This window comes from Fontimonas sp. SYSU GA230001, from assembly GCF_040066175.1.
Taxonomy (GTDB): Bacteria; Pseudomonadota; Gammaproteobacteria; order Nevskiales; family Nevskiaceae; genus Solimonas.
Genome location: NZ_JBEAAM010000009.1, coordinates 87,343 through 104,180, shown reverse-complemented (window position 1 = coordinate 104,180; position 16,838 = coordinate 87,343). Strand labels below are relative to the sequence as shown.

The 16,838-nt window shown below is 67.2% G+C and carries 13 protein-coding genes; 9 read left to right on the top strand and 4 right to left on the bottom strand.

Annotated features, from left to right (window positions below):
- The first annotated feature begins 95 nt into the window (after positions 1-95).
- From AAG565_RS06040 to AAG565_RS06015, 6 genes are all read left to right on the top strand, one after another.
- Entirely contained in the window at positions 96-1,262 is a 1,167-nt protein-coding gene (locus AAG565_RS06040) for an acyl-CoA dehydrogenase family protein (protein ID WP_348818655.1), read from the top strand.
- A 2-nt stretch (positions 1,263-1,264) separates the two neighbouring features.
- A complete protein-coding gene (locus AAG565_RS06035) occupies positions 1,265-2,320 on the top strand; it encodes an acyl-CoA dehydrogenase family protein (protein ID WP_348818654.1) in 1,056 nt (351 codons plus the stop codon).
- A 77-nt stretch (positions 2,321-2,397) separates the two neighbouring features.
- On the top strand, positions 2,398-3,546 hold the full coding sequence (locus AAG565_RS06030) for an acetyl-CoA C-acetyltransferase (protein ID WP_348818652.1): 1,149 nt from the start codon (positions 2,398-2,400) through the stop codon (positions 3,544-3,546).
- A gap of 100 nt (positions 3,547-3,646) precedes the next feature.
- Entirely contained in the window at positions 3,647-4,525 is an 879-nt protein-coding gene (locus tag AAG565_RS06025) for an SDR family oxidoreductase (protein ID WP_348818696.1), read from the top strand.
- Positions 4,525-4,974, top strand: coding sequence for a thioesterase family protein (locus AAG565_RS06020; RefSeq protein WP_348818651.1), 450 nt, complete (start codon positions 4,525-4,527; stop codon positions 4,972-4,974). The genes AAG565_RS06025 and AAG565_RS06020 overlap by 1 nt, the downstream gene beginning before the upstream one ends.
- A 390-nt stretch (positions 4,975-5,364) precedes the next feature.
- A complete protein-coding gene (locus tag AAG565_RS06015; protein WP_348818650.1) occupies positions 5,365-5,667 on the top strand; it encodes a helix-turn-helix domain-containing protein in 303 nt (100 codons plus the stop codon).
- Between the two features lie 174 nt (positions 5,668-5,841).
- Here the strand turns inward: AAG565_RS06015 and AAG565_RS06010 are convergent, their stop codons facing one another.
- The 3 genes from AAG565_RS06010 to AAG565_RS06000 all read right to left on the bottom strand — a co-directional run bounded on the left by AAG565_RS06010 (position 5,842) and on the right by AAG565_RS06000 (position 7,596).
- Positions 5,842-6,681, bottom strand: coding sequence for a metal-dependent hydrolase (locus tag AAG565_RS06010; protein ID WP_348818649.1), 840 nt, complete (start codon positions 6,679-6,681; stop codon positions 5,842-5,844).
- A gap of 222 nt (positions 6,682-6,903) precedes the next feature.
- The gene (locus AAG565_RS06005; protein ID WP_348818648.1) at positions 6,904-7,305 is read right to left on the bottom strand and encodes a type II toxin-antitoxin system VapC family toxin; all 402 of its coding nucleotides are present in this window, start codon (positions 7,303-7,305) and stop codon (positions 6,904-6,906) included.
- A gap of 9 nt (positions 7,306-7,314) precedes the next feature.
- Complete coding sequence (locus AAG565_RS06000; protein ID WP_348818647.1) at positions 7,315-7,596, bottom strand: hypothetical protein; 282 nt, start codon at positions 7,594-7,596, stop codon at positions 7,315-7,317.
- Positions 7,597-7,890: 294 nt separating this feature from the next.
- On the opposite strand from AAG565_RS06000, the gene AAG565_RS05995 reads away from it, so the two are divergent.
- The 3 genes from AAG565_RS05995 to AAG565_RS05985 all read left to right on the top strand — a co-directional run bounded on the left by AAG565_RS05995 (position 7,891) and on the right by AAG565_RS05985 (position 14,396).
- Positions 7,891-10,728: a winged helix-turn-helix domain-containing protein gene (locus tag AAG565_RS05995; RefSeq protein ID WP_348818646.1), complete on the top strand. Its 2,838-nt coding sequence runs from the start codon at positions 7,891-7,893 to the stop codon at positions 10,726-10,728.
- Positions 10,725-12,077: a radical SAM protein gene (locus AAG565_RS05990; protein ID WP_348818645.1), complete on the top strand. Its 1,353-nt coding sequence runs from the start codon at positions 10,725-10,727 to the stop codon at positions 12,075-12,077. Before AAG565_RS05995 ends, AAG565_RS05990 begins: the two co-directional genes overlap by 4 nt.
- A gap of 114 nt (positions 12,078-12,191) precedes the next feature.
- The gene (locus AAG565_RS05985) at positions 12,192-14,396 is read left to right on the top strand and encodes a serine hydrolase domain-containing protein (protein ID WP_348818644.1); all 2,205 of its coding nucleotides are present in this window, start codon (positions 12,192-12,194) and stop codon (positions 14,394-14,396) included.
- Between the two features lie 200 nt (positions 14,397-14,596).
- On the opposite strand, the gene AAG565_RS05980 is transcribed toward AAG565_RS05985, so the two are convergent.
- A complete protein-coding gene (locus AAG565_RS05980) occupies positions 14,597-16,780 on the bottom strand; it encodes a TonB-dependent receptor (protein ID WP_348818643.1) in 2,184 nt (727 codons plus the stop codon).
- Positions 16,781-16,838: the final 58 nt, after the last annotated feature.

Sequence of the window (16,838 nt, the reverse complement as noted above, 5' to 3'; positions counted from 1 at the left end):
TGTCATCCCCGCGAAGGCGGGGATCCAGTGTCGAGGCGCACACCGGTGATTGATTCGCTGGATTCCCGCTTTCGCGGGAACGACGGATTCGCGATATGAGACTCGAATACACCGAGCGACAAAAACAGTTCCGCGCCGAAGTGCGCGAATGGCTCGCGGCCAACGTACCCACGGAGCCGCTGCCGAGCTTCGACACGAAGGAAGGCTTCGAGCTGCACCGCGCCTGGGAGCGCAAGCTGTCGGAGCGCGGCTTCTCGGCGGTGACCTGGCCCAAGGAACTCGGCGGCCGCGGCTGCGACCTGATCGAGTGGCTGATCTTCGAGGAGGAGTACTGGCGCGCCGGCGCGCCGCTGCGCGTCAACCAGAACGGCGTGTTCCTGCTCGCGCCGACGCTGATGGAGTACGGCACGCCAGAGCAGAAGCAGCGCTTCCTGCCGCGCATGGCCACCGCCGAGGACATCTGGGCGCAGGGCTGGTCGGAGCCGGGTGCCGGCTCCGACATGGCGGCGATCCGCAGCAAGGCGATCCGCCAGAACGGCCACTACGTGATCAACGGCCAGAAGACCTGGTCCACGCGCGCGGTCTATGCCGACTGGCTGTTCGGCCTGTTCCGCAGCGATCCGGATTCGCAGCGCCACCACGGTCTGACCTTCCTGCTGCTGCCGCTGAACACGCCGGGCATCACGATCCGTCCGATCAAGCAACTCAACGGCCTGACCGGATTCGCCGAGATCTTCTTCGACGACGTCAAGGTACCGGTCGAGAACCGTCTCGGCGACGAGGGCGCCGGCTGGAACATCGCGATGGCGACCGCCGGGTTCGAGCGCGGCCTGATGCTGCGCTCGCCGGCGCGTTTCCAGCAGACCGCGAGGCAGCTGGTCGATCTCTACCTCAAGCACCGCGACGAGGCCGACGCCGATCCGTCGATCCGCGATGCGGTGATGAAGAGCTGGGCCGGCGCCGAGGCCTACGCGCTGGCGACCTACCGCACTGCCTGCCGTCTCGCCAAGGGCGGTCACATCGGCGCCGAGGCGAGCACCAACAAGATCTTCTGGTCGGAGCTGGACCTGTTGATGCACGAGACCGCGATGGCGATCCTCGGCGCGCGCGCCGAGCTGATGCCCCATGCGCCGGACGCCGGCGACGTCGGCCACTGGCTCGACGGTTTCCTGTTCGCGCAGGCCGGCCCGATCTACGCCGGCACCAACGAGATCCAGCGCAACATCATTGCCGAGCGCATGCTCGGACTTCCGCGAGCCTGACGATGGATTTCACCTTCGAAGAACAACAGCTCGCGTTCCGTGACGCGATCCGCAAGTTCCTGATGGTCGAGGCGGCGCCGGAGATGCTGCGCGAGATCTGGGAGACCGAGACCGGCCGCTCCGGCGAACTACGCGCCAAGCTCGCCGACCAGGGACTCACCGCGCTGTCGGTGCCGGAGGCGTTCGGCGGCATCAACCTGGGCGATCTCGACTGGGTTCTGGTGCAGCAGGAACTCGGCTACTTCGCGATTCCCGACTCGCTGTCGGCGACTGCGTACCTCGCGGTGTACCTGCTCAATCATCTGCCGGCCGATCTCGCGCTCAAGCGCGAATGGCTGCCGCGGATCGCGGCCGGCAAGGCGCGCGTCGCCGTGGGCCATCCGATCAATCCGCTGGTCGCCGACGCCAGGAACGCAGACCTGCTGCTGCTGTGCCACGACGACGAGGTGCACGCGCTGCGCCCGGACCAGGTGCGGCTGCGCCTGAACCCGAGCATCGACCAGTCGCGCCGGCTCTACAAGGTCGAGTGGAGTCCGTCGGCCGAGACGCGCATCTGCAACGCCAATGCCGGCCGCAAGCTGTGGGCCGGCGTGATCGATCGCGCCGGCGCCGCGATCAGCGCGCAGCTGCTGGGCCTGGCCCAGCGCATGCTCGACCTCGGCGTCGATCATGCCGCGCAGCGCAAGCAGTTCGGCAAGCCGGTCGGCAGCTTCCAGGCGGTCAAGCACCACATGGCCGACGTCGCCGTGAAGATCGAGTTCGCCGAGCCGGTGGTGCACCGCGCCGCCTACGCGCTCGCGCATAACAGGCCGCAGGCGTCGGTGTACGTGTCCCAGGCGCGCCTGGCGGCCGGCGAGGCGGCGCTGCTCGCCGCGCGCAAGAGCATCCAGGTCCACGGCGCGATGGGCTACACCTGGGAAGCCGACCTGCAGATGTTCATGAAGCGCGCCTGGGCGCTGGACGCGACCTGGGGCGACCGCAAGTATCACAAGACGCGCGTGGCGGACTTCCTGTTCGCGCCGGGCGCCGTGCTCGGACCGGGCGAAACCTTTTCGTGAGACGTGAGAGGTGAGACGTGAGACGATCGTTCTCCTCACGTTTCACCCCTCACGTCTCACGCCTCACGGAGTTACAAATGGCTGAAGCCTTCATCGTCGATTGCCTGCGCACCCCCACCGGCAAGCGCAAGGGCAGTCTCGCGCATCTGCACGGCGCCGATCTCGGCGCGCACGTGCTCAAGACCCTGGTCGCGCGCAACGCGATTCCGGCCGAGGACTACGACGACGTGATCTTCGGTTGCCTCGACGCGATCGGTCCGCTGGCCGGCAACATCGCGCGCACGTCGTGGCTCGCGGCCGGCCTGCCGTTGCACGTGCCGGGCGTCACCATCGACCGTCAGTGCGGTTCGTCGCAGCAGGCCGTGCACTTCGCCGCGCAGGCGGTGATGTCCGGCACGCAGGATGTCGTCGTCGCCGGCGGCGTGCAGACGATGACGCAAATCCCGATCTCCTCGGCGATGATCGCGGCCAAGCCGCTGGGCTTCGCCGACCCGTTCTCCGGATCGACCGGCTGGAAGCAGCGTTTCGGCGACACGCCGGTGTCGCAGTTCCACGGCGCGCAGCTGATCGCGGACAAGTGGAAGCTGTCGCGCGAGGAGATGGAGGTGTTCTCGCTGGAATCGCACCGCCGTGCGCACCGCGCTCAGCAGGAAGGCCGCTTCGACCGCGAACTCGTCGAGATCGCGGGTCTGAAGCAGGACGAGACGGTGCGCGACACCTCGTTGGAACAGATGGCCAAGCTCGAACCCCTCGGGCCGGGCATGAGCATCACCGCCGGCGTGTCGAGCCAGACCGGCGACGCGTCGTCGGCGATGCTGATCGTGTCCGAAGCGGCGCTGAAGAAGTACAAGCTCAAGCCACGCGCGCGCATCCACCACATCAGCGTCTATGCCGACGATCCGATCTTCATGCTCACCGCGCCGATCCCGGCGACGAAGATGGCGATGAAGAAGGCCGGCATGAAGCTGGAGGACATCGACCTCGTCGAGATAAACGAGGCCTTTGCGCCGGTGGTGATGGCCTGGCTCAAGGAAACCGGCTATCCGCACGCCAGGACCAACGTCAATGGTGGCGCGATCGCGCTGGCGCATCCCCTGGGCGCGACCGGCACCAAGCTGATGACCACGCTGCTGCACGAGCTGGAGCGCACCAAGGGCCGCTATGGCCTGCAGACCATGTGCGAAGGCGGCGGCGTCGCCAACGTGACGATCATCGAACGGCTGTAGAGCCGTCATCCCCGCGCAGGCGGGGATCCAGCTCGGCTGATTACGGCGAACATCCTGGATTCCCGCTTGCGCGGGAATGACGAAGGCAATGGAGGCAATAGTGGGCATCTGCAACAACCGCAACATCATCATCACCGGCGCCGGCGGCGGCCTCGGTCGCGCCTACGCCATCGCGCTCGCAGTGGAGGGCGCGGGTGTGATCGTGAACGACATCCGCCGCGAGGCCGCGGAAGCGGTCGTCGCCGAGATCAGGGCCGCGGGCGGCAAGGCCATCGCCAACAGCGACGACATCACCTCGATGACCGGCGCCGCGGCGATCGTGAAGGCGGGCATCGACGCCTTCGGCGACGTGCACGGCGTCGTCAACAACGCCGGCATCGTGCGCGACCGCATGTTCGCGTCGATGAGCGAGGAAGAGTGGGATCTCGTCATCAAGGTTCATCTCAAGGGCCACTTCTGCATCGCCAACACGCTGGTGAAGCACTGGCGCGACCAGGTCAAGGCCGGCGCCAAGGTCGATGCACGCATCATCAACACCAGCTCCGGCGCCGGTCTGCAGGGCAACATCGGCCAGAGCAACTACTCGGCGGCCAAGGGTGGCATCGCCTCGCTGACGCTGGTGCAGGCCGCCGAACTGGGCCGCTACGGCATCACCGCCAATGCGCTGGCCCCGGCCGCGCGCACGAGCATGACCGAAGGCCCGTTCGGCGCGATGATGAAGAAACCGGAGGATGGCAGCTTCGATCACTACGCGCCCGAGAACGTCGCGCCGCTGGTCGTCTGGCTGTGCAGCCCGCTGTCCGCGCACGTCAGCGGCAAGGTGTTCGAGGTCGAAGGCGGCAAGCTGTCGATCGCCACCGGCTGGAAGACCGGCCCGATCCGCGACAAGAAGGCACGCTGGAATCCCGCCGAGCTGACCGACGTCGTCGATACGCTGATCGCCGAGTCGCCGAAACCGCAGAAGGTGTACGGCACCTGATGGGGGGCCAGGAGCCGGTGGTGCCGGTGGCCACCGACGTGGCCGCCTACCGCTTCTGGATCGACGAGCATGTCCGCTTCGACGATCTGGACATGCTCGGCCACGTCAACAACAAGTCCTTCACGACCTACGCCGAAAGCGGCCGCGCGGCCTTCCTGCGCCACACCGGACTGTGGCGGCCCGGCGCCGCGCCGGTGAACGTCATCGCGCGTCTCGAAGTGGATTACCTGCGCGAGCTGCACTATCCCGCCGACGTGCGCGTCGGCGTGCGCGTGCTCAGGATCGGACGCAGCTCCTTCACGCTCGGTCTGGGCATGTTCTCCGACGGCCATTGCGTCGCCACCGCGGCGACCGTGCTCGTGCACATCGACCCGGTCACGCGCAGGAGCGTCGAACTCGACGCCGACGCGCGCGCGCGGCTGGAAGAGTGGATCGCGCCGTCCGCGTGAATGTCGCGGCGCCCATGGCTGCTGGGCGCTACTGGTACGCCAGTGACGCATAGTACGCCAATGGCGTACTACCAGTCTTTGATCTTCATCGAGTCGTCGTTGTTCACGCGACAGGTGCTGGCGCTGCTGCCCGACGATGATTACGTGAAACTCCAGAAGGCGCTGACCCGTCACTACCGATGCCGGCGACCTGATCCAGGGAACCGGCGGGCTGCGCAAGCTACGCTGGAAGCGCCCCGGCACTGGCAAGAGCGGCGGCGTCCGGGTGATCTGTTACTGGCTCTCTGCCGACAACCAGATCCGTCTGCTCATGATGTACTCCAAATCCGTGAAGGACGATCTGAGCGCAGACCGAGAAGGCTGCTTTGCGGAAGATTGTGGAGAAGTGGAATGGCTAGGAAGAACAATCGTTTCTTCGAGGAACTGCTCGCCAGCGTGCAGGGGATGGACGAGATCGTGCGCGGCGAGAAAGCGCCATCGCGCGAGTTCAGCGTGGACGCCGACAGCGTACGTGCCGTGCGCGAGGCCACGGGCCTTTCACAGGCTCAGTTCGCACGCCTGATCGAGGTGCAGATCGGGACGCTGCGTAACTGGGAACAGGGCCGCCGCAACCCGACTGGCCCTGCACGCGCACTGATCAAGGCGCTGAAGGCCCGGCCCAAGGCGGTGATGGAAGCACTGCAGGAAGCGTAGCGCCGTAGGCGCAAGCTCGTCATTGCGAGCCGCGCAGCGGCGAAGCAATCCAGGGACGCGCGAGCCAAAGTCTGGATTGCTTCGTCGCCTCCGGCTTGTCGCAATGACGTGTATGAAGGGAGCGGCCCCCGGCCGCGATTTCTCGAGCACGTAGCGGCCGGTCCAGACGTGGCGTCAGCGCGGAATCAACTCCCCATACCGCTGCACGAACGCCGCCGGCTCATCGCTGTCCCACGGTTGAAATCCCGGCTTGAAGTAGTGCCAGATCAACCCATACATGCTGCCCATGATCCCGGTCGGCCCCCACACCTCGCGGAACACGCGCCAGCGCGTGCGCCAGGTCCGCAGGCCGTCGGTCTTGAGCAGGTAGCGGTAGCGCGCCTGCACGTGCAGGTAGATGTCGAGCAGCTCCAGCAGCATCGTCAGGCAGCGGCGGATGTAGCCGCCGCCCGCCGCCTGGTACAGGTCGAAGCACACTGCCTTGTGCTCGCACTCCTCGAGCGCGTGCCAGGCCAGCACGTCGCGCGCGGGGCGCTCTGCCTTGTCGATCAGATCGGGGCGCCTGTCGAACAGCAGCTTCGCGATCGATGCCGTGATGTGCTCCGCCGCTGCCGTCATCGCCAGCCGCGTCAGCGCGCCGATGTGCTCGCGCGACCATAGCCGCAGCTTCTTCATCTGCGCCTCGTACTCGGGCATGCGCGTGTAGCCGATGTTGACCAGCGCCATGCACCAGTCCTCGTGCGTGCTGCCATGGCGCGCCTCCTGGCGGATGAAGGCGTCGAGATCGCGGTCCAGCGCTGGCGGCAGCTTCGCCGGATCGACCATCGCGCGCACGTCGCGCGCGCTGTCGATGAAGAAGCGCTCGCCCTCCGGAAACGTCGCCTGCAGTGCATTGACGAAATGCGTCAGCACCGGATCGCCGCCCAACCAGTAGCGCTGGCGCTGCATCAGCGTACGCAGATCCACCTGCGGCTGGCGCGGAATGATCCGCAGGTCGTTGGGGCGTTTGTACATCCGTTCACTCCGTGAATCGGCCAGTGCCTGATCTTACGCGCTTGCACCCGTAGTGGACCGAGCCGTGCCCGGGACAATAGTAAGGAGTGAGCGACCCATCGACTCGTCGATTGCGAGGAGCCCCATGGTTTCCGTGGGTCGACGAAGCAATCCAGCCGATATGGTGCATAACGCGTCACTGGATCGCCGCGGCCGCTACGCAGTCTCGCGATGACCGGCTTGTCAGGTTCCCAACTCCAGCACGCGTAAGCCGGGGATGCGAGCGAACTCCTTCACGTTGGCGGTCAGAACCCCCAGGCCGTGCTGGACCGCAGTGGCGGCGATCAGCATGTCGTGTGCGCCCACCGTGACGCCGCGCGGTATCGCTGCGAGAAGCTGTGCATGGACTCTTGCCGTCTCCAGGTCGAACGGCAGCACCGGAACAGCGCCGAGAATGGCCTCGACCCACGCCGAACGGCGGACCCGACGCGCGTCCGTGTCGGCGCGATGCACGCCAATCAGCAGTTCGGATGCGCTGATGGCCGCCAGGTAAGCGTCCCCTTCGTCCTCCCACCTCGACCAGTCCGGCGCTCGCCCGCGTCGCTCGGCGCGAATCAATACGTTGGTATCGAGCAGAAGCGACATGCGCCACCGTCAGCGCCAGCGATCGCGCGGTGCGCGTAGCCGTTTGCGCTCGGCGGCGATGTCCCTTTCGAGGCGCGCGCTGTCGCCCGGTTCCAGCGGCGGAAGCTGCGCCAGCAGTTCGGAGAGCTCCTTCACGCTGATCGAGCGGGGCGCGGTACGGGCCGGCACCAGCCGCGCGACGACCGAACGTCCCCGCTTGATGTCGTAGCGCGCGCCGTGATGGCTGACGTTGTCCAGCACATCGGAAAAGCGGCGGGCCGCTTCGGTTGCCGTGAGAAGTTTTCTGGTCATTGGTACAGCTCGTATAACGGGAATCAGATTATCAGACTAAAGCAATAGGGTATCGAGATGGCGCATGCGCAGCTTCGATGTGGGGCAAATACCCCCTCCCCAATTGGGGGTATCGCCGCCGGTCCGGGCTTGGCAAAAAGCCGGACCACCAAGGGAGCGAATCTGTGCGGGTTGCTGCGCCGTGACCGACGCGCGCCTGCCGTGCGGAGATGTGCTTGCGCATGCCATAGTCCGTGTGTGTAGACTCGAATCACCAACAGCTGCTCGTTCGCACCGAGGGGGCTCGCAGCGCGCGTGGCAAACAAGGCACACACAGACGTGCCGTCCGGGACAGCAGCCAACGAGTCGCGTCGGTGGATCTTCGGTCGTGCGGTGGTCGACGAGCGCACGCTCGAGCTGCTGGTCGACGGCACGGAAGTCGAGATCGAACGCAAGCCGTTCGAGGTGCTGCGCTTCCTGCTGCAGCACGCCGGCGAAGTCGTGACCAAGGAAGAACTGTTGTCCGGCGTCTGGCCTGGGCGCTTTCTCTCCGACACGGTGCTGGCCAAGGCCATCGGCCGTCTGCGCGAGGTGCTCGACGACACCGACCAGAGCATCATCAGGACCGTCCACGGCTACGGCTACCGGTTCGTCGCTCCGCTGCGCATCGAAGTGCAGCACGCGCATGAAACGGCGCACTTCGACTTCAAGGAGGGCGACCACCCGCCCGAACGCCCGCTGTGGAGCCTGGTGCGCCGCCTGGGCAGCGGCGGTCATGGCGAGGCCTGGCTGGGCCGGCACGACAAGACGCGCGAGCAACGCGTCTTCAAGTTCGCGATCGACGAGCGTTCGCTGGCCGCGCTCAAGCGCGAGGTGACGCTGTTCCGGTTTCTCAACGACAGCATCGGCGAGCGCGCCCGCATCGTGCCGGTAATGGACTGGAACCTGGAGCAGCCGCCCTGCTTCATCGAGAGCGAGTACATCGCCGGCGGCAGCCTGGTCGAATGGGCCGAGCACAACGGCGGCCTCGCCGGGATTCCGCTTGCCACGCGCCTGAACATCGCCACGCAGATCGCCGAGGCCGTCGCCGCCGTGCACTCGGTCGGCGTGCTGCACAAGGATCTCAAGCCCTCCAACGTCCTTATCTCCGCCGTTTCCCCTCTCCCGCAAGCGGGAGAGGGCCAGGGAGAGGGCGCGCGCAGCGCGGACACCAAGCTCCGCGTCCTTCTCGCGGACTTCGGCAGCGGCGGCGTGCTCAACCCGCGCCGGCTCGAAGAGCTGGGCATCACGCGCATGGGATTCACGCGCACAGTCGCCGCCAACACCGCCAGCACGGGCGGCACGCCGCTGTACCTGGCGCCCGAGCTGCTCGCCGGCCAGCCGTCGACGATCAAGGCCGACATCTACGCGCTGGGCGTGATGCTGTACCAACTGGTCGTCGGCGAATTCCGCAAAGTCATGTCGCCGGGCTGGGAACACGAAGTCGACGACGAGCTGCTGCGCGCCGACATCGCGCAGGCGGCCGAAGGCGACGTGACGCGGCGCATGGGCAGCGCCGCCGAACTCGCGCAGCGCCTGCGCACTCTGGGTGAGCGCCGCGCGCATCTGCAGGCCGAGCGCAGCGCGCAGGCGCGGCTCGAACGCGCGCGCCTCGCCGAAGTGAAGCAGCGCGCCCGCCGCGCGTGGATGCTGGCCGCCGGCCTCGTCCTGGCCATCGGCGCGGGCGTCAGCACGGCGCTCTATCTCGATGCCCGCAAGTCGCGTGACGAGGCGGTAAAGGCGGCGGCGGCCAGCCAGGCGGTTGCGGACTTTCTGAGCAAGGACATGTTCGCGGTGGTGTCGACCAAGCCGCTGCGCGATTTGACGGTACAGGAACTGCTCGAGGCGGCTTCCAAGAACCTGGCCGCACGTGAACCGGACATGCCCGAGGCCGCGGCGCAGATTCATGCGGCGCTGGGCGACGCGTTCTGGAAGATGGAGCGCCCGGAGGCCGCGGAGGCACAACTGGATGCGGCGCTCGACTGGTATCTCAAATCGGGCGCCGCTGCTTCCGATTCCGCGCTTGCCGCCGCCGTCCAATTGGCTACCGTCAAATTGGCCCTGGGCTCCTTAGGTGTTTCGCTGCAGCAGCTTGAGCAGGTATTGGCAGAAGGCAGCAAGCACCGGGGGCCAGATGATGGGCGGGTCATGACACTTGCCCAACAGATCGCCTGGGCGAGGTTTCATCTCGGCGACTGGCGTCGCGCTGAAAGCGATCTGGCCGACCTGGTCGAGCGTGCCCAGCACGCGACCGTGCCGGACAAGGCCTTTATCGGCACAACGCAGATGCAACGCGGCTACGTGCTGGTTTCGCTCGGACAGTTCGGGGCGGCGACGGCGGCGCTGCGCGATGCGATCGGCCGGCTGTTGGCTGCACCGGACGCCAGTCCCTTGGCTGTCGGCGGCGCTTACGTGTTGCTGGCCAGCGCGCTGATCGAACAGGAAGCGTTCGCCGATGCCGACGCCGCGCTAAAGAAGGCCGAGGACCTGATGCGCCCTTGGGTTGTCGGCAGCAACAGCGTGATACTGGCTTCGGTCCACTGGTTTCGGGCACGTCTGTGGTCCCGGCAGGGTCGATACGCCCAGGCGATCGCCTTGCGGGAGCAGACAATCGCTTCGCTGGAATCGCAGGACTGGATCAGGACGGTCGATCACACCTACGAGGTGCGCGCGGACCTGGCATTCGACTACCGCGACACGCGCCGCCTGGATGAAGCCGAGTCGGCGATGCGCAAGGCCCTGGACAGCAGCCAGGCGGTGCTGGGCGCGACACACCCGACTACCCAGCGCATCCGCATCGGCCTGGCCGACATCGTGCGCCGGGCCGACGGCGCGGAACCGGCTTCGAAGATCCTGGCCGGCGTCGACATCGACGCCCTGGCACGGCTCGGGCCGGATCACCCGCTGAGCGGTGAGCTGGCGCGCGAGCAAGGTCTCATTGCATCGGCGCAAGGCCGCCTGGGTGAAGCCCGCGCGCGGCTCGAGACCGCGCAGCGCATCTTCCGCACACGCTACGGGGGCGAACACGCTTATACGCATCGCGCCGCGGCCGAGCTTGCCCAGGTCGCGGTGCCGGAGAGTGCAAAGACGCCTCAGGCGGGGGCGACGCCATGAAGCTGTCGCTGATGTTCAGCGCGCGTTGCAACGCGCGCTGCGCCCACTGCAGCACCAGTTGCGGGCCGCACCGCACCGAGGCGTTGTCGCGCGAGCAGATTTTCGGCCTGATGGACCAGGCGGCAGAGGCCTCACACGGGGAGCCGCTGCGCATCGGCCTGACCGGCGGCGAGCCGTTTCTGGACTTTCCGCTGCTGCTCGAAATCGTCGCGCACGGCAAGGCGCTCGGCGCCGACATGGGTTGCGTCACCAATGCCTACTGGGCGACCAGCGACGACAAGGCGCGCGCAGTGCTGTCCGAACTGAAAGACGCAGGCCTGAATCGGCTCGCGATAAGCGCGAGCCGGTTTCACCAGATGTACGTGAACCGCCGCCGCGTCGAGCGTGCCTTGAACGCGGGGCGCCAGGTGGGCCTGCCGTGCGGGCTGAAGTACGTGCACCTCCGCTCTGACCCTGAAGACGAGCGCACCATCGACGCCTGGGCGCGCGCGGCCGGCGCCCGGCACGTGGAAGTCTTCCCGGTGCTGCCGCACCTGCGCGAGGGCGAAGTCCTGCCGGTGGACGAGTACCGACGGCGACCCGGGCTGCCCACGCAACGCTGTCCCGGCATGCTGACGACCGTGGGCTGGGACGGCGAGGCCTACACCTGCTGCAATCCCGGTGCATTCAACCCATTGCTGTCCCTCGGCAATGCCCACGTCTCGCCGCTGCGCGAGCTGCACGACGGCCTGTACTTCGGCGGTACGCAGCAGATCCTGCGCGAACACGGGCCGATCCACTTCGCCCGGGCCGTGCAGGCGCGCGGCGAGGGTGCGCGCCTGCGTCGCGACTACACCAGCGTCTGCGAGATGTGCACGCACATCGCGACCGATCCGGTGATGGCGCCGATCGCGGCCGAGGTCAGCGAGGCGTTCGAGGTGCAACAACTTTCGGAGATTCTCGACCGTGTGGTCGGACCGGCCACCGCCACGGACATAGGCGGCATTCCAGTGACTTGCGAGGGGAGACACAGCATGAAGAAGAGCAGTGGCAAGAAGCGCAGCACGCCGAAGATCAGTGCCGCCAAGGCAAAGAAGCTGAAGGAGCGCAGGGAGCTTTCGTTCATGGTGTTCTCGGACCGGGGCTTTCGCATGCGGTTGCTGCGCAACCCGAAGAAGGTGGCCGCCGAATTCGGGCTCAATTTCACCGACAAGGACGTCGAGGCGCTGCTCGCCGCCAGAGACGACATCAAGGCCTACGGCGAGGCCGTCGACACGCTGGTGCGCCTGGGCAAGAACGTCAACGACCTGTGGCGCGACCGCAACATGATCATGGTGATCGACGGCCTCCTCGACCCGGGCGGCTGGTAGGCGCGCTGGTCCGACAGGCGTGGCCCGCGCAAGCGGGTCCAGGGGGTCAATGCACTTGCGCTCGCGTGCCGGCGGCGTCCGGCAAGCGAGCGGTTGCCAGAGGGGGAACGAATCATGCGCGTGTCTGTTGCGTGGCTTGCTGCCGCGCTGCTGGGGGGCGTGGGGTGCACGGTGATGATGCCGACTGCATGGGCGCAGCTGCCGGACGCGGGTGCCCGCGCCGAAGCGCTGCCCATGGCGGACGACGAGAATCCCTGCGGCTCGGACCGAGCCCGTTTCGATCCGGTGCTGGGTCGCGTGTGCGCGCCGCGCACGGCCAGCCCAATGATGGCGGACCTGTCGCCCCCGGGAACGAATCTGCCCGGCACGCCCTGCGTGCTGCCCGAGCCGGTGGCGCCTCCGGGCTTGCAATATCAAGAGATCCCGGGTGCGTCGCCGGTGTGCGGCCCGCTGCCGCAGACCAAGATCGATCCGGACGATGTTGCCCGCTTCGTGCCGGCGCTGATCGATCGCTATGTCGCCTACGGCCTGGTGGCGGGCGCCGCGGTGGCAGTGGTGCAGAACGGCGAGATCATCTTCAAGTATGGCGCCGGCTATGCCGACACCGCGCGCAAGGAAAAAGTGGATCCCGACCGCACGCTGTTCCGGGTAGGGTCCATTTCCAAGATGTTTACGTGGACCGCGGCGATGCAGCTTCAGGAGCAGGGCAAGCTGAAGCTGGACGCCGACGTCAACGACTACCTGACGGCGTTCCGGATTCCCGACACGTTCCCGCAGCCGGTGACGATGAAGAACCTGATGACGCACACCGGCGGCTTCGAGGACAACAAGTGGGACTACATGCTGGAGGCGGACCCGCAACACCTGCTGCCGCTGGAAAAGGTGCTCGCCAGCCACATTCCCGCGCGCATCTGGCCGCCGACGACCGACTTCGCCGACGGGCGACATGCGTCGTACTCGAACTGGGGCGCGGCCTTGGCTGGTTACCTGGTGCAGGAGATTTCCGGGCAGCCGTTCGCCGAGTACATGGAGAGAAATGTCTTTGAGCCGCTGGGCATGTCGCGCAGCACGTTCCGTGAGCCGGTTCCGGCTGCGCTGCAGGACGACGTGGCCAAGGGATACACGTACCTCGATTTCGCGAAGCCGCAGCCGTTCGAATATTTCTCCGGCATTGCGCCCGCCGGCAGCCTGAGCACGACCGCGGCTGACATGGCGCGCTTCATGATCGCGCAGCTGCAGCTCGGTCAGTACGGCGACCGGCGCATCCTCGACGCGCAGACCGCGCGCCTGATGCAGTCGCGCGCGCTCAGCCCCAGCCCCTACGTCAACGGCTCGGGTTACGGGTATTTCGAGACCTACGTGAACGGCTGGCGCACAATCGGTCACGGCGGCAAGACGGTCAACTTCCGCGCCGAGATGACCCTGATTCCGCAGGCCAGCTTCGGTGTCTTCGTGGTCTACAACACGATGCCGCCCACCGACGTCGCGAAGGGCTTCGTCAACGCCGTCCTCAACCGCTACTTCCCCGCGACACTGCCGGACGTGCCGCCGCCGCCGGACTTCGCCCGTCGCGCGCAGGAATACGTCGGCAGCTACGGCCCGAACTCGCGCTCGTACACCAAGAGCGAGGGACTGTTCGAGATGAGCTGGGGCTTCGATGTCGTGGCCACGCCCGACAACACCCTGTGGATCAAGGGCGCGGAGTGGGTCGAGGTCGCTCCGGACACGTTTCGTCGTATCGACGGACAGGACACGCTGACGTTCCTGCGCGACGAGCACGGCAAGGTCTCGCATCTGGTCGGACCGCAGGCCTTCAATCCGGCGTACAAGCTGCCGCCACGACAGGCCAATGCGGCGCATGCCGTGGCATTGGCGATGGCCGCCATTTCGACCTGGACCAGCGCTTTCCCAGCGCCGCCGCTGAGCTGGGCAATCGTGCTGCTTGGGCTGCTCATGCTGACTCTTGCCTTCGCTCCCAGGCTGAGCGGCGGCGCCAATCCGCTGCCGGCCGCGCGCTGGCTCGCGGTTGGGGTTGGCGTGCTGAACCTGCTGATGGTGGCCGTGCTCGTCAAGACCTTGTCCGATCTGCTCTTCCGTTTCGCGATGCTGCTCACGGAGATTCCATGGTATCTGCAGGCGACGCCGCTGCTGTTTGCGACGTCGGCGCTGGCCACGATCGCGATGGGCTATGTGGCGTTCCGCGCCTGGCGTGCCGGCGCCTGGAGCTTGTACGCCCGCGCCGAGTACACCGTGCTATTCGTCGCGTCGGTCGCCTTCCTGATCTGGTTGTACGGCTGGCAGATCCTGCACCCGGCCTGAGGCTGTGCATCGGCGTCTCTCAAGAAACAGAAGCACAACCCCTTGATCCCGTTCGGGTCGAGTAGCCCGTGCAGCGAGCGTATCGAGACCGTCGCGGCGCTGGCCTCGATACACCGCACGCTGTGCGTGCGGCACTCGGCCCGAACGGGTCAAGGTTTCTTCGCGAACGCCGGGTGCGCGCATGCGGGGGCCTGGGATGCTCAAAACCGCAGGTCGAGCCGGATGTCGAGCGTGCGCGGCCGGTTGTAGATCGTCGTGTAGTTGGTCTCGGACTGCACCAGCGCCGTTGTGACCGCCCGCTCGTCGGTGAGGTTCATCAGTCCGACGCTCAGCTCCGGCGCGCCCCAGAGCTGTGACAGGGCGATGCCGCAGCGCAGGTCGAAGGTCTGGTAGTCGAGGATCTTCATCGATTGCAGGATGTCGCTGACGCCGTCGCCCTGGCGCACGTAGGCGAGCGTGGTCGTGAAGGCGGCGGCGCCGAAGCCGCGCCTGTAGCCGAGGCTCGCGACAAGCTGACGGTCGGCCGAGCCAGGCAGGCGTGCGCCTTTGGGCACGGTGGCGCCGCCGGGCGCGACGTAGGGTTCGGTGATGCGCGCGTCCGCCCACGCCCACGACAGGCCGAGGTCGAGCCCGTCGAGAAACGCAGGAAGGTAGCGCAGCGCCAGTTCGCCGCCGCGGCTGCGGGCGTGGCCGGCGTTGTCGATCGTGTTGAGCGGCACCGCGCCTCCCGTGGTGGTCTGCACCTGCGGGTCGTTCCAGTCGATGTAGAACACGGCGCCGTCAATCTGCAGCGCGCCGTCGAGCCACTGCGTCCGCAGGCCCAGCTCGTAGTTCCAGACGGTGTCGGGCGAGTAGGTCTGCCTGGCATTGGGCGAAGCCGGCGACGGGCCAATGGTCTGCACGCCGCCGAAGCGGAAGCCGCGCGTCGCGCTGACGTAGCTGGCGATGTCGTCAGTGACGTCGACCTGCAGGGCGAGCTGGGGATTGACGCCGGAGGCGCGCACGTTGGCGTCGTTGCGATTCTCGGGGCTGCCGCTGGCGAGGATCAGCACGCCGGAGCTGACCACGGTGCCGAAGGTTTCGACTTGGTAGCCGCGCAGTCCCAGCGTTGCCTTCCAGCGGCGGCCGAGACGCCGTGAGGCTTCGCCGAACAGCGCGTATTCGCGCGCTTCGACGTCGGCGACGAAGTTGAGGGCGTCGGCGTCCTGCCCCGCAATCGGAACGGTCGTGAAGATGCGCTGCGTCGTGAAACTCGAATGGTCATGGCCGAAGGCGCCGATGAGCCATTCCCACTTTGCCTCAGGCGCATCGGGCGAAACGAGACGGAATTCCTGCACCAGGCCGCGGGTGTCTTCGGTCATCGGTGCGCCGATCGGCTGCCCCAGCGATTCGACGCCGAGGATGCGCTCGGCGAAGGCATTGCTGAGGTCGCCCTGCTTGTGCAGCCAGCTCGTGACGGACACGAATTCGCCGAACGACAGCGTGCGCGTGAGGTCCAGCGCGAAGAAGCGGTACTGCGTCTCGTAGGGCGATTGGGTCAGCGCTCGCTGACGCTCGAAGCGGCCATCGGTGGTTTCGGCCAGGGGCACGTCTTCGCCGTGGGTGTACTGGTCATAGGCCTTGAGGCCGACCGACCAGTCGTCGCCGGCGTTCCAGCGCAGCAGTGCGCGCCCGCTGAAGTTGGACGTGCGGTCGGTGTCTTTGTCGCCGCTGCGCAGGTCGTCGATGGTGCCGCCGGTGAGGCGGCTTATGCCGACCAGGCGCAGGGCCGCGTCGCTCTCGCCCAGCGACAGATTGAGCGCGGCGCCGGCGATGCGGTTGGGCGAGCCGTCGGCCAGTGTCTGGTACTGCGCGAAGCCGCGCGATTCCCACGCGCCGGGCACGGCGTCGGCGAGCTTGTAGCGCAACGCGCCGGCCAGCGCCGAGCCGCCGAACAGCGTGCCCTGCGGACCCTTGAGGACTTCGATGCCGGCGAGGTCGAAGGGCGGCAGGTCGGGGCTGACGTGCAGCAGGAAGGGGTCAATGAGCGGGACGTCGTCGATGAACAGGCCGGTCGCGGCCGGGGTGACGTTGCTGACGTCCGTCTGGATGCCGCGGATCGAGATGCGGTTGAGATCGGGCTGGATCTCGCTCTGCCCGACGCCGGGGATGCGGATCAGGAAATCGCGCAGTTCGGCGGCGCCGAGCTGTTCCAGTTCCTCGCCGCTGAGCGCGGCGATGCTTTGCGGCAGGTCGCGCAGGGCGGCGCGGCGCTTCGTGGCGGTGACGATGACGTCCTCGAGCACGGTGGAGTCGTCCGCCGCGGCGGGTGGCGGCGCATCCGGATCGCCTTCGCGGACCGGGATGGTTGGCAGCTCCGCGTCGGCGTCCTGCGCCGCCGCCATGAATGGCGCGGCGCTCAACAATGCCACGCACGCGGCAACGGCGAGGTCCCTCCCGCCG

What these genes read in the sequence shown, in the direction of transcription:
- AAG565_RS06015 (WP_348818650.1), top strand. Translation starts at nt 5,365, where the DNA reads ATGGCTAGGAAGAACAATCGTTTCTTCGAGGAACTGCTCGCCAGCGTG.
- AAG565_RS06010 (WP_348818649.1), bottom strand. Translation starts at nt 6,681, where the DNA reads ATGTACAAACGCCCCAACGACCTGCGGATCATTCCGCGCCAGCCGCAG.
- AAG565_RS06005 (WP_348818648.1), bottom strand. Translation starts at nt 7,305, where the DNA reads ATGTCGCTTCTGCTCGATACCAACGTATTGATTCGCGCCGAGCGACGC.
- AAG565_RS06000 (WP_348818647.1), bottom strand. Translation starts at nt 7,596, where the DNA reads ATGACCAGAAAACTTCTCACGGCAACCGAAGCGGCCCGCCGCTTTTCC.
- AAG565_RS05980 (WP_348818643.1), bottom strand. Translation starts at nt 16,780, where the DNA reads ATGGCGGCGGCGCAGGACGCCGACGCGGAGCTGCCAACCATCCCGGTC.
- AAG565_RS06035 (WP_348818654.1), top strand. Translation starts at nt 1,265, where the DNA reads ATGGATTTCACCTTCGAAGAACAACAGCTCGCGTTCCGTGACGCGATC.
- AAG565_RS05990 (WP_348818645.1), top strand. Translation starts at nt 10,725, where the DNA reads ATGAAGCTGTCGCTGATGTTCAGCGCGCGTTGCAACGCGCGCTGCGCC.
- AAG565_RS05985 (WP_348818644.1), top strand. Translation starts at nt 12,192, where the DNA reads ATGCGCGTGTCTGTTGCGTGGCTTGCTGCCGCGCTGCTGGGGGGCGTG.
- AAG565_RS06020 (WP_348818651.1), top strand. Translation starts at nt 4,525, where the DNA reads ATGGGGGGCCAGGAGCCGGTGGTGCCGGTGGCCACCGACGTGGCCGCC.
- AAG565_RS06030 (WP_348818652.1), top strand. Translation starts at nt 2,398, where the DNA reads ATGGCTGAAGCCTTCATCGTCGATTGCCTGCGCACCCCCACCGGCAAG.
- AAG565_RS06040 (WP_348818655.1), top strand. Translation starts at nt 96, where the DNA reads ATGAGACTCGAATACACCGAGCGACAAAAACAGTTCCGCGCCGAAGTG.